The 26,617-nt window shown below is 67.1% G+C and carries 26 protein-coding genes; 11 read left to right on the top strand and 15 right to left on the bottom strand.

Features of this window, described 5'->3' with window-relative positions; translation table 11 throughout:
• Window positions 1–61 precede the first annotated feature (61 nt).
• On the bottom strand, window positions 62–721 hold the full coding sequence (locus tag L5G33_RS19400; RefSeq protein ID WP_236997705.1) for an endonuclease domain-containing protein: 660 nt from the start codon (window positions 719–721) through the stop codon (window positions 62–64).
• A 332-nt stretch (window positions 722–1,053) separates the two neighbouring features.
• On the opposite strand from L5G33_RS19400, the gene L5G33_RS08310 reads away from it, so the two are divergent.
• Window positions 1,054–2,562 carry a glutamate-cysteine ligase family protein gene (locus L5G33_RS08310; protein ID WP_236997706.1) on the top strand — a complete coding sequence of 503 codons (1,509 nt, stop codon included), beginning with the start codon at window positions 1,054–1,056 and terminating at the stop codon, window positions 2,560–2,562.
• A gap of 39 nt (window positions 2,563–2,601) precedes the next feature.
• Here the strand turns inward: L5G33_RS08310 and L5G33_RS08315 are convergent, their stop codons facing one another.
• The gene (locus L5G33_RS08315) at window positions 2,602–3,678 is read right to left on the bottom strand and encodes an NAD(P)H-dependent amine dehydrogenase family protein (RefSeq protein ID WP_236997707.1); all 1,077 of its coding nucleotides are present in this window, start codon (window positions 3,676–3,678) and stop codon (window positions 2,602–2,604) included.
• Window positions 3,679–3,782: 104 nt separating this feature from the next.
• On the opposite strand from L5G33_RS08315, the gene L5G33_RS08320 reads away from it, so the two are divergent.
• Window positions 3,783–4,166 (top strand): hypothetical protein, encoded by a 384-nt coding sequence (locus L5G33_RS08320; protein WP_236997708.1) that lies wholly within the window; start codon window positions 3,783–3,785, stop codon window positions 4,164–4,166.
• Between the two features lie 28 nt (window positions 4,167–4,194).
• Here L5G33_RS08320 and L5G33_RS08325 read toward each other — a convergent pair whose 3' ends face one another.
• From L5G33_RS08325 to purL, 5 genes are all read right to left on the bottom strand, one after another.
• Window positions 4,195–4,920 (bottom strand): CD225/dispanin family protein, encoded by a 726-nt coding sequence (locus L5G33_RS08325; RefSeq protein ID WP_236997709.1) that lies wholly within the window; start codon window positions 4,918–4,920, stop codon window positions 4,195–4,197.
• Between the two features lie 6 nt (window positions 4,921–4,926).
• The gene (locus L5G33_RS08330) at window positions 4,927–5,385 is read right to left on the bottom strand and encodes a DUF2752 domain-containing protein (RefSeq protein ID WP_236997710.1); all 459 of its coding nucleotides are present in this window, start codon (window positions 5,383–5,385) and stop codon (window positions 4,927–4,929) included.
• A 3-nt stretch (window positions 5,386–5,388) separates the two neighbouring features.
• Window positions 5,389–5,826 carry a CD225/dispanin family protein gene (locus L5G33_RS08335; protein WP_236997711.1) on the bottom strand — a complete coding sequence of 146 codons (438 nt, stop codon included), beginning with the start codon at window positions 5,824–5,826 and terminating at the stop codon, window positions 5,389–5,391.
• Window positions 5,827–5,882: 56 nt separating this feature from the next.
• A complete protein-coding gene (locus L5G33_RS08340) occupies window positions 5,883–6,530 on the bottom strand; it encodes a CD225/dispanin family protein (RefSeq protein WP_236997712.1) in 648 nt (215 codons plus the stop codon).
• 133 nt (window positions 6,531–6,663) lie between these two features.
• A complete protein-coding gene (purL, locus tag L5G33_RS08345; RefSeq protein WP_236997713.1) occupies window positions 6,664–8,949 on the bottom strand; it encodes a phosphoribosylformylglycinamidine synthase subunit PurL in 2,286 nt (761 codons plus the stop codon).
• A 216-nt stretch (window positions 8,950–9,165) separates the two neighbouring features.
• Here purL and eccA point away from each other — a divergent pair, with 216 nt between their 5' ends.
• Window positions 9,166–10,863: a type VII secretion AAA-ATPase EccA gene (eccA, locus tag L5G33_RS08350; RefSeq protein ID WP_236997714.1), complete on the top strand. Its 1,698-nt coding sequence runs from the start codon at window positions 9,166–9,168 to the stop codon at window positions 10,861–10,863.
• Between the two features lie 51 nt (window positions 10,864–10,914).
• Here the strand turns inward: eccA and cysC are convergent, their stop codons facing one another.
• Window positions 10,915–12,753, bottom strand: coding sequence for an adenylyl-sulfate kinase (cysC, locus tag L5G33_RS08355; RefSeq protein ID WP_236997715.1), 1,839 nt, complete (start codon window positions 12,751–12,753; stop codon window positions 10,915–10,917).
• Window positions 12,753–13,640, bottom strand: a complete 888-nt coding sequence (gene cysD / locus L5G33_RS08360; protein ID WP_236997716.1) for a sulfate adenylyltransferase subunit CysD — start codon at window positions 13,638–13,640, stop codon at window positions 12,753–12,755. The genes cysC and cysD overlap by 1 nt, the downstream gene beginning before the upstream one ends.
• A gap of 51 nt (window positions 13,641–13,691) precedes the next feature.
• On the opposite strand from cysD, the gene L5G33_RS19405 reads away from it, so the two are divergent.
• The 8 genes from L5G33_RS19405 to L5G33_RS08400 all read left to right on the top strand — a co-directional run bounded on the left by L5G33_RS19405 (window position 13,692) and on the right by L5G33_RS08400 (window position 20,458).
• Window positions 13,692–14,585 carry an IclR family transcriptional regulator gene (locus L5G33_RS19405; RefSeq protein WP_236997717.1) on the top strand — a complete coding sequence of 298 codons (894 nt, stop codon included), beginning with the start codon at window positions 13,692–13,694 and terminating at the stop codon, window positions 14,583–14,585.
• A gap of 133 nt (window positions 14,586–14,718) precedes the next feature.
• Entirely contained in the window at window positions 14,719–15,327 is a 609-nt protein-coding gene (locus L5G33_RS08370; RefSeq protein ID WP_236997718.1) for a DUF2249 domain-containing protein, read from the top strand.
• Complete coding sequence (fdxA, locus tag L5G33_RS08375; RefSeq protein ID WP_236997719.1) at window positions 15,324–15,671, top strand: ferredoxin; 348 nt, start codon at window positions 15,324–15,326, stop codon at window positions 15,669–15,671. The genes L5G33_RS08370 and fdxA overlap by 4 nt, the downstream gene beginning before the upstream one ends.
• On the top strand, window positions 15,668–16,276 hold the full coding sequence (locus L5G33_RS08380; RefSeq protein ID WP_236997720.1) for a helix-turn-helix transcriptional regulator: 609 nt from the start codon (window positions 15,668–15,670) through the stop codon (window positions 16,274–16,276). Before fdxA ends, L5G33_RS08380 begins: the two co-directional genes overlap by 4 nt.
• Window positions 16,277–16,333: 57 nt before the next feature.
• Window positions 16,334–17,251 (top strand): enoyl-CoA hydratase, encoded by a 918-nt coding sequence (locus L5G33_RS08385; RefSeq protein WP_236997721.1) that lies wholly within the window; start codon window positions 16,334–16,336, stop codon window positions 17,249–17,251.
• A complete protein-coding gene (locus L5G33_RS08390; protein ID WP_236997722.1) occupies window positions 17,251–18,408 on the top strand; it encodes an acyl-CoA dehydrogenase family protein in 1,158 nt (385 codons plus the stop codon). The genes L5G33_RS08385 and L5G33_RS08390 overlap by 1 nt, the downstream gene beginning before the upstream one ends.
• Window positions 18,409–18,410: 2 nt before the next feature.
• Window positions 18,411–19,379 (top strand): acyl-CoA dehydrogenase family protein, encoded by a 969-nt coding sequence (locus tag L5G33_RS08395; protein ID WP_236997723.1) that lies wholly within the window; start codon window positions 18,411–18,413, stop codon window positions 19,377–19,379.
• Window positions 19,376–20,458: an acyl-CoA dehydrogenase family protein gene (locus L5G33_RS08400; RefSeq protein WP_236997724.1), complete on the top strand. Its 1,083-nt coding sequence runs from the start codon at window positions 19,376–19,378 to the stop codon at window positions 20,456–20,458. Before L5G33_RS08395 ends, L5G33_RS08400 begins: the two co-directional genes overlap by 4 nt.
• A gap of 15 nt (window positions 20,459–20,473) precedes the next feature.
• On the opposite strand, the gene L5G33_RS08405 is transcribed toward L5G33_RS08400, so the two are convergent.
• The 6 genes from L5G33_RS08405 to hsaC all read right to left on the bottom strand — a co-directional run bounded on the left by L5G33_RS08405 (window position 20,474) and on the right by hsaC (window position 26,569).
• Window positions 20,474–21,709, bottom strand: coding sequence for an Nramp family divalent metal transporter (locus L5G33_RS08405; RefSeq protein WP_265742707.1), 1,236 nt, complete (start codon window positions 21,707–21,709; stop codon window positions 20,474–20,476).
• A 125-nt stretch (window positions 21,710–21,834) separates the two neighbouring features.
• Window positions 21,835–22,974 carry a sulfotransferase family protein gene (locus L5G33_RS08410; protein WP_236997725.1) on the bottom strand — a complete coding sequence of 380 codons (1,140 nt, stop codon included), beginning with the start codon at window positions 22,972–22,974 and terminating at the stop codon, window positions 21,835–21,837.
• The gene (locus tag L5G33_RS08415; RefSeq protein WP_236997726.1) at window positions 22,967–23,746 is read right to left on the bottom strand and encodes an SDR family oxidoreductase; all 780 of its coding nucleotides are present in this window, start codon (window positions 23,744–23,746) and stop codon (window positions 22,967–22,969) included. Before L5G33_RS08415 ends, L5G33_RS08410 begins: the two co-directional genes overlap by 8 nt.
• Before the next feature lie 57 nt (window positions 23,747–23,803).
• Window positions 23,804–25,081 (bottom strand): hypothetical protein, encoded by a 1,278-nt coding sequence (locus L5G33_RS08420; protein WP_236997727.1) that lies wholly within the window; start codon window positions 25,079–25,081, stop codon window positions 23,804–23,806.
• Window positions 25,072–25,647 (bottom strand): 3-hydroxy-9,10-secoandrosta-1,3,5(10)-triene-9,17-dione monooxygenase reductase subunit, encoded by a 576-nt coding sequence (gene hsaB, locus L5G33_RS08425; protein ID WP_236997728.1) that lies wholly within the window; start codon window positions 25,645–25,647, stop codon window positions 25,072–25,074. Before hsaB ends, L5G33_RS08420 begins: the two co-directional genes overlap by 10 nt.
• Window positions 25,648–25,651: 4 nt before the next feature.
• Window positions 25,652–26,569: an iron-dependent extradiol dioxygenase HsaC gene (gene hsaC / locus L5G33_RS08430; protein WP_236997729.1), complete on the bottom strand. Its 918-nt coding sequence runs from the start codon at window positions 26,567–26,569 to the stop codon at window positions 25,652–25,654.
• Between the last annotated feature and the right edge of the window lie 48 nt (window positions 26,570–26,617).

The raw sequence follows: 26,617 nt of genomic DNA on the forward strand, positions 1-26,617 counted from the left end.
CCCCGTGAGGGATCACCGTCGGCGGTACGGACGATGTCGGCGCTGCGCGGGGAATCTGACGTCACGCACCCTCCTCAATGCCCGGAAGGAACGACCGAAGGTGCGCACCCGCACGGATTGCGGTGAGGATTCTCGCGTTCGTCTTGTCCCAGTCGAACACGATGTCGTCGTAGGTAAACCGCAGCGGGCAGTAGCCCAGTTCGTGGGCGATCGCATCGCGGGTCCGATCCTTCTGGAACTGGCGCCTACCGCTGTGCCACTCCCAACCGTCGATCTCGATGATCAGGTACTTGCCGACCAGCATGTCGACCGTGCCGAGCCCGTCGATCTTCACTTGAACGCGCAGTTTGATGTTCTGGCGCCGCAGCCGGAGTCGCGCCATCGTCTCCGGCCCCGAGTCGGCCGCGCCGTCGCACTTGGCGAGCCGACCGTGCATGTACTCCGGCGCATCGCGGAACTGGTACTGCAGTTCGTCCCACGACATGAGCTGTTTGTTGAGGATCGAGTCGAACACGACAACAGTGCCCTCGTCATCGAGACATCGCGCGGCATGACGGACCACGATGTCGAGGTCGTCGACGGCCGCAGGACCTTCCGGCGACGGACGACGAAACTCGCGACAGAACGGCCCCGGCTGGGTCCGGACCGCCGACGAGTTCCCGCGCACATGCACGTCGTGGTGGTCGGGCACCCACACACCGTGTCGGCGAAGTGCGCTCACGCAGCTGAGGACGCCGCCGCACCGCTTCGACTTCGTCGCGACGCCCCGTGCCGACCTCGTACCAGCCGAAGCGGAGCAGACGGGCGTCACCGGATGTCAGCATCGCTCGAAGCCCGGTGCGACCGACCAGATCTGCCAGTTGCCGAGTCCGGTACACGCCGGACGGAATCGTGATCATGCCGGTTAGCGTCACCGACGGGCGAGGTCGGTGTCCCCGCTTGACCGCCGATCACCGCGATCTGTGGATGAACTCCCCGGTATCCACAGTGGCGGGGATCTGCGGTTGCACCTATCCAATGAACTCGTTCGGCATTTTCAGGCACCATGAACCCATGGGCGCTGAAGTGAGCCAACAGAAGTTCAGCGGATCCGATCGCGTCCGGTTCCGGTCGCAGGTGTCGCGAGGCACCGACGCGATCGCCCGGATGCTGACGGATGGACTGTTCACCGACCACGGCCGACCGCCTGAACCGCTTCTCGGGATGGAAGTCGAACTCAATCTCATCGGCGCCGACGCCGAACCCGCGATGGCGAACACCACCGTGCTCGAAGCGATCGCCGACCCCGACTTCCAGACTGAACTCGGCCAGTTCAACGTCGAGATCAACGTGTCGCCTCGACCGTTCGTCGGCGGGGACACGGTGAGTCTCGAGCAGACGCTGAGGACGTCACTGAATCGGGCGGAGGCGCGTGCGGCGTCGACCGGGAACCACCTGGTGATGATCGGCATGCTGCCGACGCTCCGGCGCGAACACTTCACGCACCAGTGGATCTCGACGAACCAGCGCTACAGCGTCCTCAACGAGCAGATCTTCGCGGCGCGCGGCGAGGACCTCGAACTCGACATCGCCGGTGTACCGCTGTCGGCGCGGACGTCACCGGAACGCCTGGCGACGACGTCGGACTCCATCCTCCCGGAAGCCGCGTGCACATCATTGCAGCTGCACCTGCGCGTCGCGCCCGAAGACTTCGCCGCCCACTGGAACGCTGCCCAGTCGATCGCCGGAGTCCAGGTCGCGTTGGCCGGAAACTCGCCGTTTCTTGCCGAACGAGCACTCTGGCATGAGACGCGGATCCCCGTGTTCGAGCAGGCGACCGACACTCGACCGCTCGAGTTACGCAATCAGGGAGTCCGACCGCGAGTCTGGTTCGGCGAACGGTGGATCACCACGATCTTCGATCTCTTCGAGGAGAACACCCGCTACTTCCCCGCCCTGCTGCCCGTGTCGACCGACGTCGATCCACTTGCCGAACTCGACGCGGGCCGGGCTCCGGAACTCACCGAGTTGCGCCTGCACAACGGAACCGTCTACCGCTGGAATCGGCCCGTGTACGACGTCATCGACGGCCACGCACATCTCCGGGTGGAGAACCGTGTGCTGCCCGCCGGGCCGACGGTCGTCGACGTGATGGCGAACGCCGCCTTCTACTACGGGGTGGTGCGCGGCCTCGTCGAGGCCGATCGTCCCCTGTGGTCACAGATGTCGTTCGACGCGGCGCGCGAGAACCTCGCGGCGGGCGCCCAGTGGGGTTTCGACGCGCAGCTGTACTGGCCGAACATCGGTTGGGTGAGCCCCGACGAACTCGCCCTTCGGCGGTTGCTTCCGCTCGCCGAGAAGGGGCTGACATCGTTCGGGGTGTCGGAGAAGGCTCGGCGCCGCTACCTCGGCGTCATCGAAGGACGATGCGCCACCAGGCAGACCGGATCGGTGTGGCAGCGGCGCGCTGTGAAGGCCCGCGAGGACGCGGGCGAGAGCCGCAGGCAGGCACTGCACGGGATGCTCGCCGATTACACGACCCTCATGCACGAGGGCGAGCCCGTCCACAGCTGGCCGCTGTAAGCCGCAACCGCATCAGTCGTCGTCGCGCCGTGAACTCCGCTACCGCGTCACGAGGCCGCGCCCGGTGACCAGCGGCAGATCGAGGGCGGTGACGAGGCCCGGCTCGGCGTCGACGACGGCGGACACCGCGTTCACGAGCCGCTGCGCGGTGACGATCATGCCCGACACATTGTGGTCGCCGTCGCGGCCGTGATGCGTCATCTCCACGCGCATGAACGGTTCCCCGTGGATCTCGATGCGATACGAGCCGTCACCGGAGTCGGGCCGCGGCCAGTCCGGGCACTGGTCGGCGCTGGTACGCGTGTAGTGCTCAAGGACGACGCGGTCAACACCGTCGACCTGTCCGACCACTTCGAAGTGGAGAGCGGCGAGCGTCCCCTCGGGAATCTTCACAGACACTGTGTCGATATCGCGGTCGGCGGCGACCTTCTCGACGCGTTCGACGAGCGGCTCGTCGAGCGTGATGTCCAGTCCCTTCGCGATCTGCCGCACGACGCTGCCCCACCCCATCGACAGGACGCCGGGTGTCAGAAGCATCGACTGATGGTCCATCGGTTTGCCGAAACCGAACAGGTCGCCCATCACGACGGGCTGATAGTAGGTCGAGTAGTCGGCGATCTCCATGCACCGCACCTCGTCGATCTGCTGCGACAGGCTCGTCATAGACAATGGCAGGACGTCGTTCGCGAAGCCCGGATCGATGCCGTTCACGTGCAGGCTCGCGCCGCCCCTGCGGGCGGCGTCCTCGATCGGCCCGATCATCGCGTCAGGCATCACGCCGTACGGGAACTGCAGCAGGACAGGCCCGGACGAGACCACGTTGATCCCGGCCTCGACGAAAGACGTGAGGTCGGCGATCGCCTCGACGATCCGGTCGTCTGTCATCGCCGTGTGCACGATCGCGTCGGGTTTCAACGCGAACAGCGCGTCGCGGTCGTTCGTTGCCAGGACACCGAGGTCACGGTCGAGTCCGGCGAGGCGTCCCGCGTCCTTCCCGACCTTCGCCGGATCGGACACCCACACCCCGACGAGTTCGAGATCCGGGTGAGCGTCGATTCCGACGATCGCGTGCCGTCCGACAGTTCCGGTGGACCATTCCACTACGCGTAGAGTCATGCCCCCACGCTAAAGGCCATCACCGAGTCTCGTGGTCGATTGACTGGACAGGTGTCCGATCGCGGTGCGAACCAGGCTGGTCGACGCGTGGTTAGATTCCATCCATGAGTTTCCCGATGGGCCCGAGCGTGTCGCCTCCCCTGGTCGTGATCAACGACATCCAAGTGACGCAGACGCAGATCATCACTCCGGCCGGGATCTTCCCCGTCCAAGGCGCGCAGTGGAGCCTGCAGGACACGACGTACACGAAGCAGGAGATCCCCCAGTGGGCGATCATCTGCGCGATCCTCGGGTTCTTCCTGGTGTGCGCGCTGAGCCTGCTGTTTCTTCTAGCGAAGGAAGAGCGCACCACCGGCAGCGTCCAGGTGACGGTCAACACCGCCGCAGGCAGCTACACGACGATGATCCCGGCTGGATCTCGGGCCGTCGTGATGGATTTGAACAACCGCGTGAATTACGCGCGGACGCTCAGCGCAGGCGTTTACTGACCTACCGCAGGACGCGGCTGGACACCGATCAGGTGTCGTACGTGTACGTCGTATCCGGTGAGGGATCGTTGTTGACCGCCCACACGACGAGAATGATGATCACGATGATCGCGAGGACCACGCCGATGCCCAGGCTGATCCACGCCCACATCGCGGCCTTCTTCGACGACTCCGCGGCCTGCGAGGCTTCGGCAGTCTGCCCCGCGAACCAGAGACGACCGACGGAGTTCGCTTTCGTCAGGCCGATGATGCCCAGCACGAGGGGTGCGATACCGATCAGCGTGCCGTAACAGCTCACGGTCAGAATGCCGCCGAACACGAGCGCGACGATCGACGAGATCTGCCCGGTCTGCGGCGCGGGCCCCGGTTGTGCAGCCCCGAACTGCTGTCCTGGATACGGGTACGCCGCACCGTACGGCCCCGGCGCGACGACCGGCGGCTGAGCATAAGCCTGCTCCGAGTACCCCGGCTGGGCATATCCTGGCTGGGCATATCCTGGCTGGGCATATCCCGGCTGGGCAAATCCCGGCTGGGCAAATCCCGGCTGGGCAAATCCCGGCTCGGGCAGCGGCGGTGGCGTCGGAGTGGTCTGCGTCGGCTCGTACGCGGGTGGCCCGTTCGTCGCCGACTCCGCGGGCGCCGGAACGTCGCGCTTGGTCAGATCGGGTTTCGGGGTGCCGACCTGCGTCGGCTCGTACGCGGTCCAGTCCTCGTCGTTCGACGGCTGGCCGGACGGATCATCAGGGGTAGTCAAGTCGGGTCACACTTTCAAACTGTCGAACGGTGAGATCGGAATATTTCGGATGAGGAACCAGACGAGTGTCACCACGAGCACTGTCACCGGCGTGTATCGCCACTGCTGCCAGCCGCGCACCCGGCGTCCACGCCACAGCCCGACGGTGTACGTGACGAAAGCGACGGCCAGGAACGCGAGGGCGACGACGCCGACCGCGTTGTAGTGCAATGCGCCGCCGAGATCGCCGTGCAGCAGGCAGTACACCGCGCGCGAGGCCCCACACCCCGGACAGTTGATGTGCAGCAGTGCGTTCGTCGGACACGGCGGAATGATTCCGCCCGGCGTGGTCGGATCAGCGAACCAGACGAGGGTCCCGGCCACCGCCACGCCGACGAAAACCGACGCGGGACCGGCGACCCTGTGCCGGGAGACCGTTTGCACGGTCCCCAGCACACGGTCGGCGGTCCCTACGGCGACGCTCATGTCCTACGCAGTGTTCGAGACAGCAGCCGCGATGACCACGGCGTAGAAGATCACGAAGATCACCCACCACGCGACGGCGGCGATCGCACTCCACATGGCGAACTTCTTGGCGTCGTCGGCCGCCTGCTGAGCGCCGGCGTAGTCGCCCATCGCCCACAGTTTGCCGACGGACGTCGACTTTACAATCGAGACGATGCCCAACGGCAAGCAGCACAGCACGGTGCTCAGGATGGCCCACACCAGGTTGTTGTCGGGCTCCATACCGGGGGGTCCACCCTGATACGGGTTCTGCCCGTACTGGGGTTGGCCGTACTGGGGTTGACCGTATTGGGGTTGACCGTATTGGGGCTGACCGTATTGCGGGCCGTATTGGGGCTGGCCCGAGTCGGGCTTGTTGAACGGGTCCTGCCCGAAACCGTCCGGGTTCTGCGGCGTGGTCATAGGAGTCTTTCGTCGTGCGCCGAGTGCGGCGGGGTCGTTAGATGGTCAGTCCGCGATCAGCTGAAGTCGTAGTAGCCGGCAGAAGTGTGGGTGGCCATCAACACGATCATCATGATGACCCAGAGCGCGATGGACACGCCGATCGCGATCCACCCATAGGTCGAGTACTTCTTCGCTTCGTCGGCCGAACGCTGAGCGCCGAGCGTGTCACCCCGCTGCCATTGACCGGCCACCGCATTTGCCTTCACGATTGCGACGATGCCGAAGATGCCGGCCACCAGGCTCAAGCAGGTGAAACAGGTTCCGACGAAACCGATGACGGTCACGAGGATCGCCGAGACGAGACTGTTCGCCGGCACCGGTCCCGCGTTGCCCGTCGGGCTGGCCGGATACGGGTTCGTCGGATACGGGCTGCCGGGGTACGGGTTGCCTGGGGTTTGAGACGCTGCATCGAAATGCTGCTGCCCGGGCGCCGACTGTCCGAAGCCCGGCTGCGGTGTCCCCGGCTGCTGGGTCCCCCGCTGCGGCGTCCCCGGCTGCGGTGTCCCCGGCTGCGGTGTCCCCGGCTGCTGTGTCTCCGGCTGTTGGGGTTCCTTCTTGAAGTTGGGCGTCTGCCCGAACTGCGTCTCGGCAAACGGGTCCGGCTCGGCGTTCGGGTCGCCCCCCGATGTGGGGTCGCCGTGGTCTCCGGGCGGGTTCGTCATGTCTTCCCCTCGTCGTCTGACCACCGAGTGCGGTCAACGTCGACTGATCGTAACCGCCGACACCACCCACGATCGAGAGCCGTACGTTCGAACGACAGACGTGTCGACTGCCCGGCCCTCGATCGTCGTCGGATCAGCCGAATAGTCTCGGCAGCGTCCCCTCGTGGACGTCGCGGAGCTCGTCGAGCTTCACCGCGAACTGGTCCTGGACCTCGAGCTCGTCGCTGCCCTGGTCGACGACGCCGATACGAGTCCACGGCATCGAACGCGCGGTCAGCATGCCGGTGAACCGCGACTCCTCGGTCCGCGGCACCGCGACAAGGACGCGTCCCGTCGACTCGGAGAACAACCACACGAACGGGTCGACCCCCTCGGGCAACAGGACCCGGCAGCCGGTCTCGCCCGCGAGCGCCGCTTCGGCGACGGCCTGGATCAGACCACCCTCGGAGAGATCGTGCGCCGCGGAGACCAGACCGTCGCGCGACGCGGCGATCAAGATGTCGCTGAGCAGCCGCTCACGCTTGAGGTCGACCTTCGGCGGGACGCCGCCGAGATGATCATGCTCCACCTGCGCCCAGACCGAGCCGTCGAACTCGTCGAGCGTGTCGCCCATCAGAATGAGCGTCTCCCCCGGTTCGGTGCCGATCCCGGTCGGGATGCGACGTCGCACGTCATCGATGACGCCGAGCACACCGACCACCGGCGTCGGCAGGATCGCGGTGCTGCCGGTCTGGTTGTAGAAGCTGACGTTGCCGCCGGTTACCGGGATGCCGAGTTCGGCGCATCCGTCGGCGAGGCCACGCACGGCCTGGCTGAACTGCCACATGACGGCGGGATCCTCCGGCGAGCCGAAGTTGAGGCAGTTGGTGACCGCCGCGGGCGCCGCGCCGGACACGGCGACGTTGCGGAAAGCCTCGGCGAGCGCGAGCTGCGCGCCGGTGTACGGATCGAGGTAGGTGTAGCGGCCCGACGCGTCGGTCGAGATCGCGACGCCTCGGCCGGTCTGTTCGTCGATGCGGATCATGCCCGAGTCGGCATGTTCGGCGAGAACCGTGTTGCCGCGGACATAGCGGTCGTACTGCTCGGTGATGAACTTGCGACTGCACAGCGCCGGGCTGGCCAGCATCTTCAGGAACGTCGCGCGCAGTTCATCGCCGGACTCGGGACGAGTGAGTCCGGCCGTGGTCGACGCGACGACCTCGTCCTGCCAGTCCGGGCGGGCCAGCGGACGGTCGTACACCGGTCCGTCGTGGGCGACGGTGCGCGGCGGCACATCGACGACGGTCTCGCCGTGCCACATGATTTCGAGGTTGTCACCGTCGGTGACCTCACCGATCACCGTGGCCAGCGCGTCCCACTTGCGGCACACGTCCATGAACTTGTCGACGTTCTCCGGAGTCACGACCGCACACATGCGCTCCTGCGACTCGCTGGAGAGGACCTCGGCGGGCGTCATGCCCTCGGCGCGCATCGGCACCTGCTCGAGGTCGATACGCATGCCGCCGTCACCCGCGGCCGCGAGCTCGCTCGTGGCACACGACAGACCTGCGCCGCCGAGATCCTGGATGCCGACGACGAGGCCTTCGCGGTACAGATCCAGACAGCACTCGATGAGGACCTTCTCGGTGAACGGGTCGCCGACCTGGACGCTCGGCAGCTTCTTGCGCGACGGCCCCGCGTCATCGGAGTCGTCGAACGTCTCGGATGCGAGCACCGACACTCCGCCGATGCCGTCGAGACCTGTGCGAGCGCCGAACAGGATAATCTTGTTGCCCGTGCCCGACGCGAACGCCAGGTGCAGGTCTTCGGTGCGGAGGACGCCCGCGCACAGCGCGTTGACGAGGGGGTTGCCCTGGTAGCTGGCGTCGAAGACGGTCTCGCCGCCGATGTTCGGCAGGCCGAGCGAGTTGCCGTAGCCGCCGACGCCGCGCACCACGCCATCCACGACGCGCCGCGTGTCCGGCGCGTCGGCAGCGCCGAAGCGCAGCTGGTCCATCACCGCGATCGGCCGTGCGCCCATCGCCATGATGTCGCGCACGATGCCGCCGACGCCGGTCGCCGCGCCCTGGTAGGGCTCCACGTAACTCGGGTGGTTGTGCGACTCGACCTTGAACGTGACGGCCCAGCCGTCGCCCACGTCGACGACGCCTGCGTTCTCGCCGATGCCCGCGAGCATCCCGGCCCGCATCTCGTCGGTGGTGGTCTCGCCGAAGTACCGCAGATGCTTTTTCGACGACTTGTAGCTGCAGTGCTCGGACCACATCACCGAGTACATCGCCAGCTCGGCGTCGGTCGGGCGGCGGCCCAGGATCTCGCGAATACGTGTGTACTCGTCGTCCTTCAGACCCAGCTCGGCGTACGGCTGCGCGGTGTCGGGGGATTCGGCGGCGTGGGAAACGGTATCTACCTGGGCGCTCACACCGGACAGTCTATGCGAGGGCGCGGAGTGCTCGGCCCGTCACCCGGGTCTCTCGATCGGCCTACCGAGGTAGGACGTCGACGCTACTGCCTGTTCCCGACAAAAAGGACGTCGATCAGACTGGCCATCGAGTCCGGCAATACTCGTGAAAATCTGATATCGGCGAGGTCCGGAGGGTTAGAGTCGCTGCACCGTGTCGAGGTTCGGGGGGACCAGATGACAAGCACGAGGCAGCGCATCGCAGTCGGTGACGCCCGACGACTCTTCGACGCAGGCATGGCGGCGCTCGGCCACCTGGTCTGCGACGATCCACCCGACCAGGACCGTGCGCTCGCCGCGTTCACGCGCGCCAGCGAGATCGATCCGACGATGGGCGACGCCTGGTTGGGGCGGCTCGCCGCGGGCGACCGTTCCGGCTCCACCCTCTTCGGCCTGCATCGCGCCCACGACAGCATCGGGGTGCAGCAGCGGCGGGTCGGCCTGCCGCGCGGAGCACTCGCCGGGCTGGCGCCTGTCGGCCTGTTCGTCGATTACCCGATCACGACGGCCGACCGTGCCGCCGCCGCATACGCTTCGTCGCTGATCGATGGCGGCGACCTCGACGGCGCGCGACGGACCCTGGACTCGACCGCCGACGAACCGGTGATCGGCTACTGCCGCGGTGTGCTGCATCTCAGGGCCGGAGAGTGGCGGGCCGCACTCGGCGCGCTGGCCGCCCGAGACTCGTGGGCCGACCCCGTGCTGATGGCCGCGGCCGAGTATGTGGCGGGGACGGCGTGCATCCAGCTCGGCATGTTCGACGAGGGCGTCCGCCTCCTGTCGGCGACCCGGGACAGTGGTCTCGACAACGCACGCGCGGCGGCAACGTTCGCCATCGGGATGGCCCAGCGCACGCGGGGTGACGAAGCTGCGGCGAGAGCGTGCTTTCAGGAGGCGTACGCGCTCGATCCTCGTCTATCCGATGCACGGCGCGCACTGGACGACCCGTCGTACCGTTTGGTGATCGACGTTCCAGACGAGGAATCCGCACCTGCGGTCGTCGATCGGCACGCAGACCTTGCGGCCGCCGACACCGAGCTCGCATCCCAAGTTGGTTTGGCTGCAGTCAAAGAACAGGTGGAACGCCTGCGCTCGTCTGTGCTGCTCGCCGATCTGCGTGCTTCGAAAGGGCTGCGGACCGCACCGCGCAGCCTGCATCTCACCTTCACGGGCCCGCCGGGAACGGGGAAGACGACAGTCGCACGCGTCATCGCGCGCATGTATCGCGGCCTCGGGATCCTCGCCACCGATACCGTCGTCGAAGTCAGCCGAGGCGATCTCGTCGGCGAGCATCTCGGGTCGACGGCGCCCAAGACGTCGGCAGTGATCGACTCGGCATTGGACGGTGTCTTGTTCATCGACGAGGCGTACACCCTGATCCAGGAGGGACTCTCCGGCGGCGACGCGTTCGGCCGCGAAGCCCTCGACACGCTGCTCGCCCGAATGGAGAACGACCGGGATCGGCTAGTCGTGGTGATCGCCGGCTACGACGACGAGATCGATCGCCTATTGGCTGCCAATGAGGGTCTGGCGTCCCGGTTCGCGCGCCGGATCCGGTTCGACTCGTACTCGCCGAGCGAACTGGTGCGGATCGCCGAATCGATGGCGGCCGGCCGCGACTCCCGGCTGGCCGCCGATGCCTACCAGGTGTTGGAAGCATCGTTCGAGAGGCTGTGCACCACGTCGATCGGCACCCGCCGCGCCATCGACGTCGCAGGCAACGGCCGCCACGTCCGGAACCTGATCGAGGCCGCCGAGGAGGAGCGCGAACACCGTCTCGCCACGTCGAACAACGTCGACGCGCTGTCGGAGGCCGATCTGATGACGCTCACCGCGGCCGATGTGCGCGCCGCGCTCTCTCGGCGAGCCGATTAGTGTTGCACAACGGTCGCTGAGCGACCGTTGTGCAACGGGATTCACGGCGACTTACATCCCCAGACGCTGCAGGATCATCTCGGCGATATCCGCGGGGCCGCCGTCGGACGGCCGGATCACGAACTCGGGGGTCACAGGGCGCTCGTACGGCGAGTCGATGCCGGTGAACTGTGCGATCTCGCCCGCGCGAGCCTTCGCGTACAGACCCTTCGGGTCGCGGGCCTCGCAGTCGTCGAGGGGTGTGTCGACGAAGACCTCGAAGAAGGGGAGGTCGCGGGCCGCATGGATTTCCCGCGCGCGCTGGCGTTCGGCGGCGAACGGGCTGATCAACGACACGAGGGCGACGGCTCCCGAGTCGGTGAACAACGACGCGACCTCGGCGGTGCGCCGGATGTTCTCGCGACGGTCGTCGTCGCTGAACCCGAGATCGGCGTTCAGCCCATGTCGCAGATTGTCGCCGTCGAGCAGGTATGCGGGTCTGCCTTCGGCGACGAGTCGTCGTTCGAGTTCGGTGGCGATCGTCGACTTCCCCGACCCGGACAGCCCGGTGAGCCAGATGGTCGCACCGCGGTACGCGCGGTGTTCGCGCGTGACCTTCCCGGCCTCCCAGACGACGTTCGAATCGTGGGCGACGGGCGCGCCGATCATGCCCGCCGCGACGGTCGCGTTGGTCGCCTCGTCGATCAGGATGAAACTGCCGGTCTGCCGGTTGCGGCGATACTCGTCGAACATCATCGGCTGCTGACAGTGCAGCGTCATCCGGCCGATCTCGTTGAGCTCCAACTCGTCTGCGGCGCCGTCACGGTGCAGTGTGTTGACGTCGAGCCGGTAGTTCATGCCGGTCACCGACACCCGCGTCTCACGGGTGCCGCACAGCATCCAGAACGTGTCACCTTCCGACAGCGAGCGCGTCTCGGAGAACCAGCAGACCATCGCGTCGAGGTCGCGGCCGACGTGCGGACGGTTGCCGGGCCGCACGATCATGTCGCCGCGGACGATGTCGATCTCATCGGCCAACTCGACCGACACGGCGTCGCCTGCCGACGCCTCCGACCGCTCCGCGCCGCCCGGCCCCCAGATCTTGACGACCTCGGTGCCGAAGCCGCCGGGCAGCGCGACGACCTTGTCGCCCACCGAGAGCCCACCGCCCGCGACCGTGCCAGCGAACGCCCGATGGTCGAGACCGTCGGCGCGTTGCGGCCGGATCACGTATTGGACGGGGAAGCGCGCGTCGATGAGGTTCTTGTCGGACGCGATGTGCACGGTCTCCAGATGCCCGAGCAGCGAGCGGCCCGTGTACCAGCCCATCGTCTCGGACCGGTCGACGACGTTGTCGCCGCGCAGCGCCGAGATCGGAATGAACATCACGTCGGTCACGTTCAGTTTGGCCGCGAACGCCGTGAACTCGGCGACGATCTCGTCGTAGCGTTCCTCCGAGTAGTCGACCAGGTCCATCTTGTTGACACACACCGTCAGGTGCGGGATGCCCAGCAGCGAGGACAGGAACGCGTGCCGCCGCGTCTGCTCCAGCACACCTTTGCGCGCGTCGACGAGAATGATCGCGAGGTCCGCCGTCGACGCACCGGTCACCATGTTCCGCGTGTACTGCACGTGCCCGGGCGAGTCGGCGACGATGAACTTGCGTTCCGGCGTGGAGAAGTACCGGTACGCGACGTCGATCGTGATGCCCTGTTCACGTTCAGCGCGCAACCCGTCGGTGAGGAGCGCGAGGTCCGCACTCTCGTCGCCGCGCTGTGAACTGGTGCGTTCGATCGCTTCGAGTTGGTCGGTGAAGATCGACTTCGAGTCGTAGAGCAGCCGACCGATGAGCGTCGACTTCCCGTCGTCGACGCTGCCTGCGGTCGCGATGCGGAGCATGTCGCCGGTCATCAGAAGTAGCCTTCCTTCTTGCGGTCTTCCATCCCGGCTTCGGATATCCGGTCGTCGGCGCGCGTCGCACCGCGTTCGGTGACTCGGGTGGCGGCGACTTCGGCGATCACCTTCGCCGGGGTGTCGGCATCACTCTCGACACATCCGGTGCAGGTCGCGTCGCCGACTGTGCGGAAGCGGACCCGCTCGAGGTGCGCAGTCTCGCCGGGATACTTCTCGAGGAACCGGGTGTCGGCGAGAAGCATCCCGTCGCGCGGGACCACCGGGCGCTCGTGCGCGTAGTAGATCGACGGCAGGTCGATCTGTTCGGCGGCGATGTACTCCCAGATGTCGTGTTCGGTCCAGTTGCTCAGCGGGAACACGCGGATGTGTTCGCCGCGCGCGTGCCGCCCGTTGTAGAGGCTCCACAGTTCGGGCCGCTGGTTGCGAGGATCCCAGGCGCCGAACGAGTCGCGAAAGCTGAAGACGCGCTCCTTGGCGCGGGCCTTCTCCTCGTCGCGGCGCGCGCCGCCGAACACCGCGTCGTACTTGCCGTCGCGGATGCCGCGGAGCAGCGCCGCGGTCTGCAACCGATTCCGCGAAGTGCCGGGGCCGGTCTGTTCGACGACACGCCCCGCATCGATGTCGTCCTGCACGCTGCTGACGACGAGGCGAGCACCGGTCTGTTCGACGATGCGGTCCCGGAACTCGATCACCTCGTCGAAGTTGTGTCCGGTGTCGACGTGCATGAGCGGGAACGGGGCAGGCGCAGGCCAGAACGCTTTGCGCGCGAGATGGAACATCACGACGGAGTCCTTGCCGCCGGAGAACAGCATCACGGGGCGTTCGAAGGTGGCCGCGACCTCTCGGAAGATGTGCACCGATTCGGCTTCGAGTTCCTCGATCACGACCAGAAGCCTCCTTGACGTGTCGAATATTCGACACTTAGTGTTGCAAATGTGTCACAGACATTAGGTGCAGGATCACCGCGTCGTCAACCGTCGCCGCCGACGCGACGAGTCGCCGTCGTTCTCGACTGCGTCATCTCGTTCGCCGGTCATCCTCCCACTCTGGCCGACATCGTCCGCGAGACGGCGTTGCCGCGCGCAACGGTGCACGCAATAGTGGCCGAACTCGCCGATCTCGGATGGCTCACGCGCCACGACGACCTGACGATCACCGTCGGCCCGGCCTTCCTGTCGACGGCGCGCACCGCGATCGGCGACGACTCCCTCGCCGTCGCCGCACGCCCCGCGCTGACCCGACTCGTGGCCGACACCGGCGTGATCGCGTTTCTCGCCCGCCCCGTGGACGACCGCACGATCACCGTCGTCGAGTACGCCACGCCGGAGGGCGCCGCGGCGCCGGCCACCGACAGTTGGGCCCAGCCCGGGCGCCCCATTCGACTGCACCCGCCGATCTGTCGCGAGTTCGTCGCGTGGGCGGACGGCACAGTACGAGACGAATGGCTCGCCCGCGCACCGGAAGGCGACCGCGCCCGGCTGCGCGATGTGCTCGCCGAGATCGCCGATCGCGGTTACTCGATCGAACGGATCACCGACGGGCACCGCACCGTGATCGACACTCTCGCCGGCCTCGACACCGTGCCCGCGGAACTTCGCGATCGCGTCCGCGACTTGCTTGGCGAACTGTCGACGATCGACTACCTCGCAGGCGAACTGGCCGACGACGCCGAGGTCGGCGCGGTCACCATCGGAGCGCCCATCACCGACGGGACGGGCCGCGTGGTCGGCGCGCTCGTCTCGTGCCCGCACACGACGATGGACGGGCGCGAGCTGAAGCGATGGGGCGAACTGGTCGCGGACGCCGCGCGGTCCGCGTCGCACCGCTGAACATCCGGATCCGCCTGCTGCGGGCTTCCCGCCGCACCTCGATGGGCCAGACCCTGGCCACCCTCGACACCCGGGTGTATTTTTACAAGTAGGTATTGTATTAATTCCCACCAGCCCACAGGAGACGCTAGTCATGCCCGACATCACGCTCGACGTCCGCGAGATCCCCAAGCCCCAGCGTCATCCGAAGATCTTCGCGATCTTCGACGACCTCGACGTCGGCGAAGCACTAATCCTCGTGAACGATCACGACCCGCGCCATCTGCACGACGAGTTCGAGACCGATCGGGCCGGCGGCTACTCGTGGGAGTACCTCGTGCGCGAGAAGCGCGACTACCGGATCCGCATCGGCAAGGCCACCGCGACGACACCGCCCCGCAAGCTCGGCAACACCGCAGAGCTGACGAACGCTGCCGTCGACGCCGCGGACGTCGCATGGAAGCTGCAGTCGGCCGACCGACACCTGGATTCGAATCTGATCCGGCTCGCGGGCGACGGCGAGATCGCCGAGCACGCAGGCGGCGAGGTGGACGTCCTCGTTCACGTGGTGGCCGGGTCCGGAACGCTCGGCACCGAGGCCGACGACATCCCGGTGGCCGCGGGCGATCTCCTCTGGCTGCCGCGACGCTCGCAACGAGCGTTCCGCGCCGGACCGGAGGGGCTCAGCTACCTCACGGTCCACACGCACCGCGAGCCGACATTGACCATCGATCCGATCGTGCCGAGAGCAGCCCGGCCATGACATACGTCATCGCACTCCCCTGCGTCGACGTGATGGATCGCGCCTGCGTCGAGGAATGCCCCGTCGACTGCATCTACGAGGGCGGCCGCAGCCTGTACATCCACCCGGACGAATGCGTCGACTGCGGCGCATGCGAACCCGTGTGCCCGGTGGAGGCGATCTTCTACGAGGACGACGTCCCCGACGAGTGGGAGCCGTACATCAACGACAACGCGGAGTTCTTCACCGAGACGCTCCCCGGCCGCGACGCTCCACTCGGGTCGCCGGGCGGCGCCGCAAAACTCGGGCCGGCGGAGTCGGACGCTCCGCTGGTGACGTCGCTGGAACCGCAGGCGCAACGATGACCGCGCGCGCGGACGTCCTGGGCGCGCTGCGCGACGCGGGCTCATCGGTCACGGTGGCAGACCTGGCCGGGACTCTCGGCGTGCCCGCGACGACCGTTCGCTTCCACCTACGAGCACTCACCGACGACGGGCTCGCCGACGCACAGACCGAGTCCGCGGTGGGCCCCGGCCGACCGCGCATCCGCTACCGCGCGCGGCCCGGCATGGACCCGTCCGGCTCCCGCGAGTACGGGACCCTGGCACGAGCGCTGGTGACCGCGCTCGCCGTGATCCCAGACGGGCCGCGACGCGCCGCCGACGCCGGACGAGCGCTCGGCGCCGACCGCGCCCACCGCACGGACGACGCCACGTCCGACCTGCTGCACATGCTCGCCTCGATGGGCTTCGACCCGGTCGTCGCGCCGCCGTCGCAGATCCGACTGCGCCGATGCCCGTTTCTGGAGACGGCCCGCGAGAGTCCCGAGATCACCTGTTCGGTCCACCGCGGACTGATGCAGGGCGTCCTCGACGCCCACGGGTCGGATACCCGAGTGGGGCTGGATCCGTTCGTCGACGGCGATCACTGCGTGGCTCACATCGACGCCGCGCGGACGACGACGCGCTGACGGCGGATCTACCCGCCGTCTAACCAACCAAGCACTTGCTCGGTTATAGTCGAGGGCATGAGCGATGCCGTGATCCCTCCCGCACTGCGCCCCGACGACCTCGGGCCCGACACCAGCCCGGTCGCCTACGAAGTCGGCGGCCCAGACGACGCCGTCGCATACGTGACGCTGAACCGCCCCGACTACCGCAACGCACAGAACTCGGTGATGACGTATTCGCTGGACGCCGCCTTCCGCAAGGCCGTCGACGACGCAGCCGTCAAGGTGATTGTGTTGCGCGCCAACGGCAAGCACTTCTCAGCAGGCCACGACATCGGCACCCCGGAGCGCGACTTCGACACGTACTACGAGAACGCGGCGACCCTGCATTGGGACCACACCGACACCAGCGGCCGCAGCGGAACCGACATGACCGCCGATCAGCGGCTGGCGCGCGAGACCGAGGTGTACATGGGGATGTGCCGCCGGTGGCGCGACATGCCCAAGCCCGCCATCGCACAGGTCCACGGCGCCTGCATTGCAGGCGGCCTGATGCTCGCCTGGTCGGCCGACTTCATCGTCGCGTCCGACGACGCCTTCTTCTCCGATCCCGTTGCCCGCATGGGAATCCCGGGTGTCGAATACTTCGCGCACGCCTTCGTTCTGGGACCGCGTCGCGCCAAAGAGATCCTGTTCACCGGCGACCGTTTCACGTCAGCGCAGGCACTCGACTGGGGCATGGTGAACCACGTGGTCCCCCGCGACGAACTGGCCGCGAAGGTCGACGCGATCTGCGAGCGAATGGTCCAGATGCCGATGCAGGGACTGTTCTTGAGCAAGAAGGCCGTCAACATCTGCGAAGACCAGATGGGCATGCGCAACGCGATGGACTCGGTGTTCGGCTGGCATCACTACGCGCACGCCGCGAACGCCGAACAGGGCGACTCACTCGGCGGCATGGACGCCAAGTCGATGAAGAGTGCGGGAGAGCGCTGATGGACCTCTTGTTCGACGACACAGCGCAGGAGTTCCGCGCCGAAGTCCGGTCGTGGTTGGCCGCCAACGTCCCCGCCGAGCCCCTCCCGTCGATGGACACGGCCGAGGGTTTCGAAGCCCATCGTCGCTGGGAGGCGACGATGGCCGACGCCCGCATGTCGGTGGTGAGCTGGCCCGAGGAGTTCGGCGGGCGCGACGTTCCGCTGCTCCACTGGGTGATCTTCGAGGAGGAGTACTACCGGTCAGGCGCGCCCGGACGTGTCAGCCAGAACGGCATCTTCCTGCTCGCCCCCACCCTGTTCGAACACGCCAGCCCCGAGCAGCTGGCGCGGATCATGCCGCGCATGGCCCGCGCTGACGACATCTGGGGGCAGGCGTGGAGCGAGCCCGAGGCGGGCTCGGACCTCGCGTCACTCCGTTCGACGGCGACGCGCACCGAGGGCGGCTGGCTGCTCAACGGGCAGAAGACGTGGAGTTCGCGGTCCAGTTTCGCGGATCTGGGTTTCGGCCTGTTCCGGACCGACAAACAGGCCCAGCGGCATCGCGGCATCACCTACTTCATGTTCGACCTGCGCGCCGAGGGCGTGACCGTCCGGCCGATCGCCCAGCTCGACGGCGAGCCCGGGTTCGCGGAACTGTTCCTGGAGAACGTGTTCGTCGCCGACGACCCGACCGATCCGGGCACATCCGGGGTGATCGGCGAGGTGAACAACGGGTGGAAGGTCGCGATGAGTACCGCGGCCAACGAGCGCGGGTTGTCGCTGCGCTCCCCCGGCCGTTTCCTCGCCGCGACTGATCGACTCATCACGCTTTGGAAGAGCCGCCGCGATGCGGTGTCCACGTCCGACGCGGCCGTCGCCGACGCATGGATCGGTTCGCGCGCCTACGAGTTGTCGACGTACCGGACGGTGAGCCGTCTCGCCGCGGGCGGACAACTCGGCATGGAGTCGTCGATCAACAAGGTGTTCTGGTCGCAGTGGGACATCGCCACGCACGAGACCGCACTCGAGCTGCTCGGCCCCGACGCCGAACTCGACACCGGCTGGATGGACGGTTACCTGTTCTCGCTGTCGGGTCCGATATATGCGGGAACCAACGAGATCCAACGCAACGTGATCGCCGAGCGACTGCTCGGCCTGCCCCGCGGAGACCGATAATCATGGACTTCCTCCTCAGTGACATCCACACCGATCTCGCGCAGACGGTCGACGGCATCCTCGAGCGGGCAGGCGGTGTCGCCGTCGCGCGCGCATGGGCCGAGGACGACGACCGGTCCGCGGCACTCGACGTGTACCGGCAGCTCGCCGAGGCGGGCATCACCGGACTGCTCGTGCCCGACGAACTCGGCGGCAGCGGCGCGGGCGCCGTGGAGATGGTCGCCGGTGTCGAGCGACTCGGCTACGGCGCACTGCCCGGCCCGATCGCCGAGACCTTCGCCGTCGTACCGGCCGCGCTGGGTGCGGGCGACGACCTCGATGCTCTGCTCGGCGGCGCTCCGGCGACGTGCGCGCTGCCGCCGGTCTGTCCGCGCGCAGTCGACCCCGATGCGGCCACGCCCTACCTAATCACCGCCGACGGCGTTTTCACCGCGACGGCGGGCGAACTCCTCAACACCGTCGATCCGACGCGGCGCGTGGCCGTGCTGTCGGCGGGCACGCGCTCGACCGGGGCCTCCACCACGTCGATCGAGCGGAGTCGAGACCTCGGCGCCCTCGCGACCGCCGCACAGCTCCTCGGGCTAGGCTCGGCGATGCTCGATCTGGCCGCCGAGTACGCGAAGTCGCGCAAGCAGTTCGGCCGTGAGATCGGTTCGTTCCAGGCGGTGAAGCACCACCTGGCAGACGTCGCGATCGCGATCGAGATGGCCCGCCCGCTGGTGCACGGCGCGGCGGCAGGCATCGACGGGCAGGTACCGGACGGGACCGACGTCAGCCGGGATGTCTCGGCCGCCAAGGTCGCGGCGGGCGAGGCCGCGTACCTGGCGTCGCGGCAGGGCCTGCAGGTACTCGGCGCGATCGGCTACACGGCCGAGCACGACTTGTCGCTGTATCTGACCAAGACGCGCGCGCTGTTGTCCGCGTGGGGCACGCCAGCCCATCATCGGGCCCTGATCCTGGAGTCGCTGTGAGTTCGGAGGTCGGCGCCGAGGAACGCGCTGCCCTCACCGACTCGATCCGTGACGTTCTGCGCAAACGGTCGACGTCCGAAGCCGTTCGCACGGCCATGCAGAGCGACGGCCGTGTGGACCGCGACCTCTGGGACACGCTGTGCGCCGAGATCGGTGTCTCCGCGCTGGCCGTGCCCGAGCAGTACGACGGCGCCGACGCCTCGTGGGCGGAGACCGCGCTCGCCGTCGAAGAGGTCGGCGCGACGTTGTCGCCGGTGCCGGTGTTCTCGTCGGCGGTTCTCGCGGTGGGCGCGGTCCTCGCGTCGGAGGACTCCGAGGCGGCCGCACGTCTACTCCCCGGCCTGGCGTCGGGCGAGACGATCGGCGCGCTCTGTTGGGCGGGCGCGGCCGGATGGAACACACCGGGCGTCTCGGCCGATGCCGGATTGCTGTCCGGGACGGCGGAGTACGTGATCGACGGCGAATCCGCCGACGTCTTCCTCGTCCTCGCCCGAGCGGGCGACGACGGGCACATCACCTTGCACGAGATCGACGCGTCCGCTCCCGGCATCACGGTGACCGCGCTCCCGGTACTCGATCCGACGCGCCCGCTGGCACGCGTCTCCTTCGACGAGGTGCCTGCGACCGCGGTCAGTTCGCCACCGGGAATCGCAGACCGGATCCGCACGTTGGCGTGGGCGATGCTCTCGGCCGAACAGGTCGGTGGCGCGGCACGAGCCTTGGCGCTCACCGTCGAGTACACGTCGGACCGCAAGCAGTTCGGTCGGACGCTCGGGTCGTTCCAGTCGCTCAAGCATCGGATGGCCGACATGTACGTGTCCGTCGAAGCGATGCGCTCGATGTCGGCGGCCGCAGTGGCCGCGGTCGTCGCCGGACGCGATGACGCGGCACGGCTCGCGGCCGTCGCGCACGTACAGTGCTCCGAGGAGTACATGCGCGTGACGGGAGAGGCGATCCAGTTGCACGGCGGCATCGGCATCACCTGGGAACACGACATCGGGTTGTACTTCAAGCGCGCGCAGGCCGACGCCCAGCTGTTCGGGCAGCCACATGAGGCCCTGCAGTCGGTGCCCCTGTAGTAGGCACGGCGGGCGTCACCCTGCTCCGGTCAGCGTCAATCCGATCAGCGCGATGTTGAGCACGACGACGGCGACGACCGCGGCCAGGGACGCCCACCGCAGCCACGGACCGTCGGTGAACGAGCCCATCAGCGCACGGTCGGACGTGTAGCGGCGCAGCGGGATGATCGCGAACGGGATACCGAAGCTCAAGACCACCTGGGAGATGATCAGCGCGGTCGTCGGGTCGATGCCCGCGCCGAGGATGACCAGCGCCGGGATCAGGGTCACCGCCCGCCGGACGATCATCGGGAACTGTCGGCGGAGCATGCCCGCCATGATCGCGCCGCCCGCATACGAACCGACCGACGTCGACGCGATCCCGGAGGCGAGGAGACCGACGGCGAACGCACCCGCGACGACCGGCCCCAACGCATCGCGGACCGCAGCGTGGGCGCCCTCGATGCTGTCGGTGCCCTCGTGTCCGTACAGGCTGGTCGCGGCCAGCACGAGCAGTGCGATGTTGACGGCGCCCGCCAGGACCAGCGCCACCCAGACGTCGACCTTCGTCGCGGACAGCAGCCGGCGTGTCCGCTGCGGACTCGTCGGCTCACCGTGTCGGTCGATGACGAGTGACGAGTGCAGGTAGATCGCGTGCGGCATCACTGTCGCGCCGAGCATCGACGCGGCGAGCAACACCGTCTCGGTCCCGTCCAGGCGCGGAACCATCCCGCCCAGCATTCCGCCTGCGTCGGGTGGGCTCACGACCAGCCCCGCTAGGAACCCGACGACGATCACGGCGAGCAGTCCGACGATGATCGTCTCGAACTGGCGCTGTCTGCGTCGGTTGGCGGTGACCAACAGGACCATGGCGATCACGCCGACGATCGCTCCGCCGACCGGCAGCGGCAGTCCGAACAGCAGGTGAAGGGCGACGGCCCCGCCGATCACTTCCGCGATGTCGGTGGCGCCCGCGACGAGTTCGGCCTGTGCCCAGTACATCAGGCGAGACTTGCCGGGGAGTCGATCGCCGAGCGTCTGAGGCAGCGTCCGACCGGTGACGACACCGAGCTTCGCCGACTGATATTGCACCATCACCGCGATGCCGTTCGCCAACACGAGCACCCACACCAGCAGATATCCGTATTTCGCACCCGCCGTGATGTTGGCGGCGACATTGCCCGGATCGACGTACGCGATCGACGCGACGAACGCCGGACCCAGGAGAGCCCCCGTCCGCACGAACATACTGTTTCGACGACTCCGCAACATGTGATTAGGGTAGCTGCCTAATTAAAGTTCGGTCAACCGAAACCATCTTCGCTGACGTCAGATTCCCCACTCAGCTCCGGGATCTCACCCCTAAGCGATGCCGCCCCTGAGCGGGGAACTTGAGGTCAGCCCCCGAATGCGTCTCGCACCTGATCCGCGGTGAGACCGTAGTCCTCCAGCGAGTATTTGTGTGCGGGCTTACGGTCGCCTGACTTCGACTCCGAGTCGAGCGCGACCATCGCATCGCGCGCCTCCTCCGATAGCGGAGCACCGAGAGCGTCGTAGACCCGACCGACCGCAGCGAACGGGTCGGCTCGCAACTCGTCGAAGTCGACGTCGACGAACTGCGCGGGATCGTGCTTCGCTCGAGCGGCGGAGAACTCCCGCAGTCCGCGCGACCACAGGTCCAGTTGCGTCTGTCCGATCGTCGCCCCGGTGAACACCGTCGAATGGCCTTCCGTCGCGTGCTCGGCGAGACTGCACATCGACGGGATGATCGTCTCCGGCGCACGATGCGTCTGCACGACGATCGCATCCGGGTAGACCTCCAACAGCGCATCGAGCGCGAACAGATGGCTCGGATTCTTCAACACCCACCGCTTGCCCGGGTCGTTCGAGCCGATCAACTGCAGATTCTTCCGATGGCGACGGTAGGCGGGAGTCCAGTCCCGCTGTTGCAGCCACTGCGAGTACGTCGGCAGGTAGGCGAGCGACTCGTACGAGATCGACATGAGCGACTGGCGCAGCAACTGCCAGCACTCTTCGACATCGCTCGCACTCATGTAGTGCAGGCCCATGAACTCGGGGTTCTCGACGTGGTGCTGGGCGATTCCCGCCTCGATCTGCGCGAACACCGGATTGTCGGACCACGTCTCCCGCGGCGGACGCGGCTGCGGGAACTCCGTCAACCACATCTCGAGACCCTGATGTGCGGGATCGGCAGCCAGCAGCCGATGCAGCGCCGTCGTCCCGGTCCGCGGCAGGCCCGTCACGAACACCGGCCGTTCCACCGCGACGTCGACGTAGCCCGGATTGTTCTTCCAGCCCGCCTCACTGAGGAGACGCGCGATCAGCGCACCCTTGAGGAAGTACCGGAACATCTTGCTGCCGAGCTCGGTGAGCCCCGCGTCCTTCCGATACGACTCGAGGAGCACCTCCAAGCCGTCGAGATAGTCGCGATCGCCGAAGTCGTCGAGCCCGACGGTCCGAGCCGCAGCAGCATGCAGGTCATCGACCGTGCCGACCGAGGTACGCAGTTCAGTCATGGTATTCACCGCAATTCACGTCGAGGGTGTGCCCGGTGATGGCCTTCGCCATCGGCGATGCCAGGAAGACGGCGGCGTCGGCGATCTCATCAGGCTCCGGCAGTCGCTTCAGATCGCTCTTGGACGCAGTCTGCTCGTACACCTGTTCCGGCGTAATCTCATACTTCTTCGCGATCTCCCCGAAGTACCACTTGAGCTGGTCGTCCCAGATGTAACCGGGCGCGACGCTGTTGACCCGGATACCCTGCCCGCCGAGCTCGGTCGCAAGCGATTGCGACATCGCGAGCAGCGCCGACTTCGCCAACTTGTAGCTTCCGTATCGCGGCTCCGAATGGCGGATCACCATCGAGTTGATGTTGACGATCGACCCCCGGCTCTCCGCGAGAGTCGACGTGAACGCCTTGATCACGCGCAGCGTGCCGACCACCGTGAGATTCAGACTGGTTTCGATCTGCTCGAAGTCAGTCCGCCCGAGCGGCTTCATCGACGGCATCGCGAACGCGTTGTTGACGAGGACGTCAGCGCGGCCGAACTCGTCGACCGTCCGGCGCACCAACCGCTCGACGGCGTCGTCGTCGGTGATGTCGGTGGGGACGACGAGAGCCTGCGCCCCCAGGTCGCGGACCTGCACGGCCACGTCGTTGAGGCGCGACTCGGTGCGTGCAGCGAGGACCACCTTGGCCCCGTTCGCCGCCGCCCGAAGGCAGAGGGATCGGCCGAGGCCGGGCCCGACGCCCGACACGACGACGACCTTGTCGGTCAAGAGTGTCATTGGTGTGCAGTCCTCTCGGTTAAGCGGGTAGGTCTCGCCCCCTCTCGACCAGCAGAGCTAGCCGAGCATGCGGTTCGCGAAGGCGCGTTGACGGGCCGCGATACGCGCCGACCAGCCCGCCGCGTCGATCCGGTTGTCGTCGAAGAACGGCAAGTGGGCGGGGACGTCGGCGTCGTCGACGACCACACACGTCGGGCCCGACTCCGGGCCGATCGGGTCGTCGACACGCTGCCACCGGAACTGCAGGATGCCGCGACGACGCCCCGTCGTCTCCACCCAGTTCGCGACGCCCGGATCGTTCGCCGAGATCACCATCCGGATCATTCCATCCGGATCCGTCTGCGCCTGAGCCGAATTCAAAGACGTCTGATGGTTGACGTAGTCGAGAGAGATGTACCAGAGACTGCCGAGTTGGAATCCCTGATAGGGTGCATTCGAACGCGGAACCGTCACCACCATCGACTTCCCGGCCGGCAGATCGAAATGGCCGACCGACGAATACTGCGTCGACAAGCCGCCAGGAGTGGTGCGCGGCGCCGTGAACGTGTTCACCGGCTCGTCGAGATAGAACCACTTCGGAAAGTTGAACCACGTGTTGACCCGCGTCTTCAACATCGACGCCGCGATCCGATACCGTCGCGCGAGGTTCGCCTCCGTCGGCTCCGGCGGCGCGGTCCCCACCGAATCGACCCGCTCGATCGTCACCGACCCGCGACGCTCGGTATCCCAGTCGGAGTAGACCTCCCGCACCGCCAGCATCGACGCACCCTCGCCGAGACCGAAGCAGTCGCTCCCGGCGCCCGTTTGATTGGGCCCGCTCACTCCGCTCCCGGCGCCCGTTTGATTGGGCCCGCTCACTCCGCTCCCGGCGCCCGTTTGATTGGGCCCGAACGTGATCTCGAATGACCCGTCGGCGGCGACGGTGATGCGCCGATCGTCGAACGCATCGTCGCCGCCGGGCACATCGGTCGGCGTGTAGTCGCCGCGCAACACCTGAAAACTCAGGTCGGTCGTCGACCCGCGCACACCGCGCACAACGTACGTCGCGTCCGGTACCACGCTCGCGTGGTAATAGATCGTGTCGGGGTTGTCCAACCCCATCTTGGAGTACGGTCCGGTGGACGTCACGAACGTCGGGTGCGTCTTGCTGTACGTGCCGGCCAAATGCAGGATCGACGAGATCCCGCCTGCCAGATAGTCGAGGCCCTCCGCACGATCAGCGTCAGTCTCGGCGAACTCGGCGGACGCGACGAGCGCCTCCGCTTCTGCGATCGCATCGGTGAACGGCTTCGTCACCCCGCCATCGGCACGGGCCCCACCGTCAGTCACAGCCATGTGTCGCCCCCGTTCCAGGTGAGGAAATTGTCCAGTTCCTCCTGTGCGGGCGTCACGCGCGGATGCTCGGTCGACAGGTACCCGCCGCGGTAGAACAGCAGCGGCTTGTCTTGCAGTACGTCGCCGAGGATGTTCGCGCGACCGACGACGACGTAGTGATCGCCGCCGTCGGTGACCGTCTCGACCGTGCACTCCACCCAGGTGAGACTGTCGCGGATCACGGGCATGCCCGCGGGCGACGAATCCCAGCTGACGGACGAGAACTTGTCCTGGCCGGGCGCACCGAACACCGCGCTCACCGCCTGCTGCCGGTTCGACAGAATGTTCACCACGAACGTCCCGCGCTCGGCGATCGCAGGCCAGGTCCGCGAGGTCTTCATCGGACAGAAGATCACCAGCGGCGGGGCCAACGACAGCGCGGCGAAACTCTGGCAGGCGAAGCCGACCGGCTCGTCGTCGGAGTTCTTCGACGTGATGACGGTGATGCCGGTGCAGAACTGTCCCATCGCGGTACGGAATTGCCGGGAGTCGAACTCGTCAGTGCCGAACGGTGAGCGCGCGACCATCGCCTCAGCCCTTCAATCCGATGGTGAAGTCATGGCCCCACAGGCTGACCGCCGTCGACTCGCGTGCGACCCACTCGTCGTCGTCCACCTGGCGTCCCTCGCAGCCGAACTCGACGTCGAACCCGCCGGGCGTCTTCATGTAGAACGAGAGCATCAGATCGTTGACGTGACGCCCGAGCGTCGCCGACATCGGCACCTTCTTGCGGAGGGCACGGTCGTGCGCGAGTCCGACGTCGTCGGTCTCTTCGACCTCCACCATCAGGTGGACGATGCCGGTGCTGTTCGGGATCGGCAGGAACGCCAGCGAGTGATGGCGCGGATTGCAGCCGAAGAAGCGCAGCCACGCCGGCTCCTCGCCCTCGTCCCGGCCGACGACCTGCGGTGGCAGCCGCATCGAGTCGCGCAACCGGAAGCCGAGGACGTCGCGGTAGAACGCGAGAGCCTTCGCGTCGTCCGTGGTGGTCAGCACGACGTGGCCGAGTCCTTGCTCCCCGGTGACGAACGTGTGGCCGTAGGGGCTGACCACTCGGCGATGCTGCAGGGCGACGCCGTGGAACGCTTCGAGCACGTTGCCGTCGGGATCAGCGAAGACGATCAGTTCGGCGACGGCCCGGTCGACGAGCTCGTCCGCCGTACCTTCCCGGAAGTCGATGCCCGCCGCGGTGAGGCGGTCCCGAACATCCTGCAACCCAGCGGCTGTCGCACACTCCCAGCCCGAGCACGCGAGGTGGTCGCGGTCGGACGGGACGATCACCAAGCGCGCCGGAAAATCGTCCATCCGCAGGTAGAGAGCACCGGGAATGGTCCCCTTACCTTCCACCATGCCGAGGATCTTCAGTCCGTACTCACGCCACGCATCCATGTCGGTTGCGTCGATCCGCATGTAGCCCAGCGACCGGATGGGGCCCTGCTCGTCAGTCATTCTCATTCCTCAAAAGTTGGAGCGGCCGATCCCGTGAACCCGGAATCC

The sequence above is a fragment of the Gordonia liuliyuniae genome, assembly GCF_021738805.1.
Classification (GTDB): Bacteria; Actinomycetota; Actinomycetes; order Mycobacteriales; family Mycobacteriaceae; genus Gordonia; species Gordonia liuliyuniae.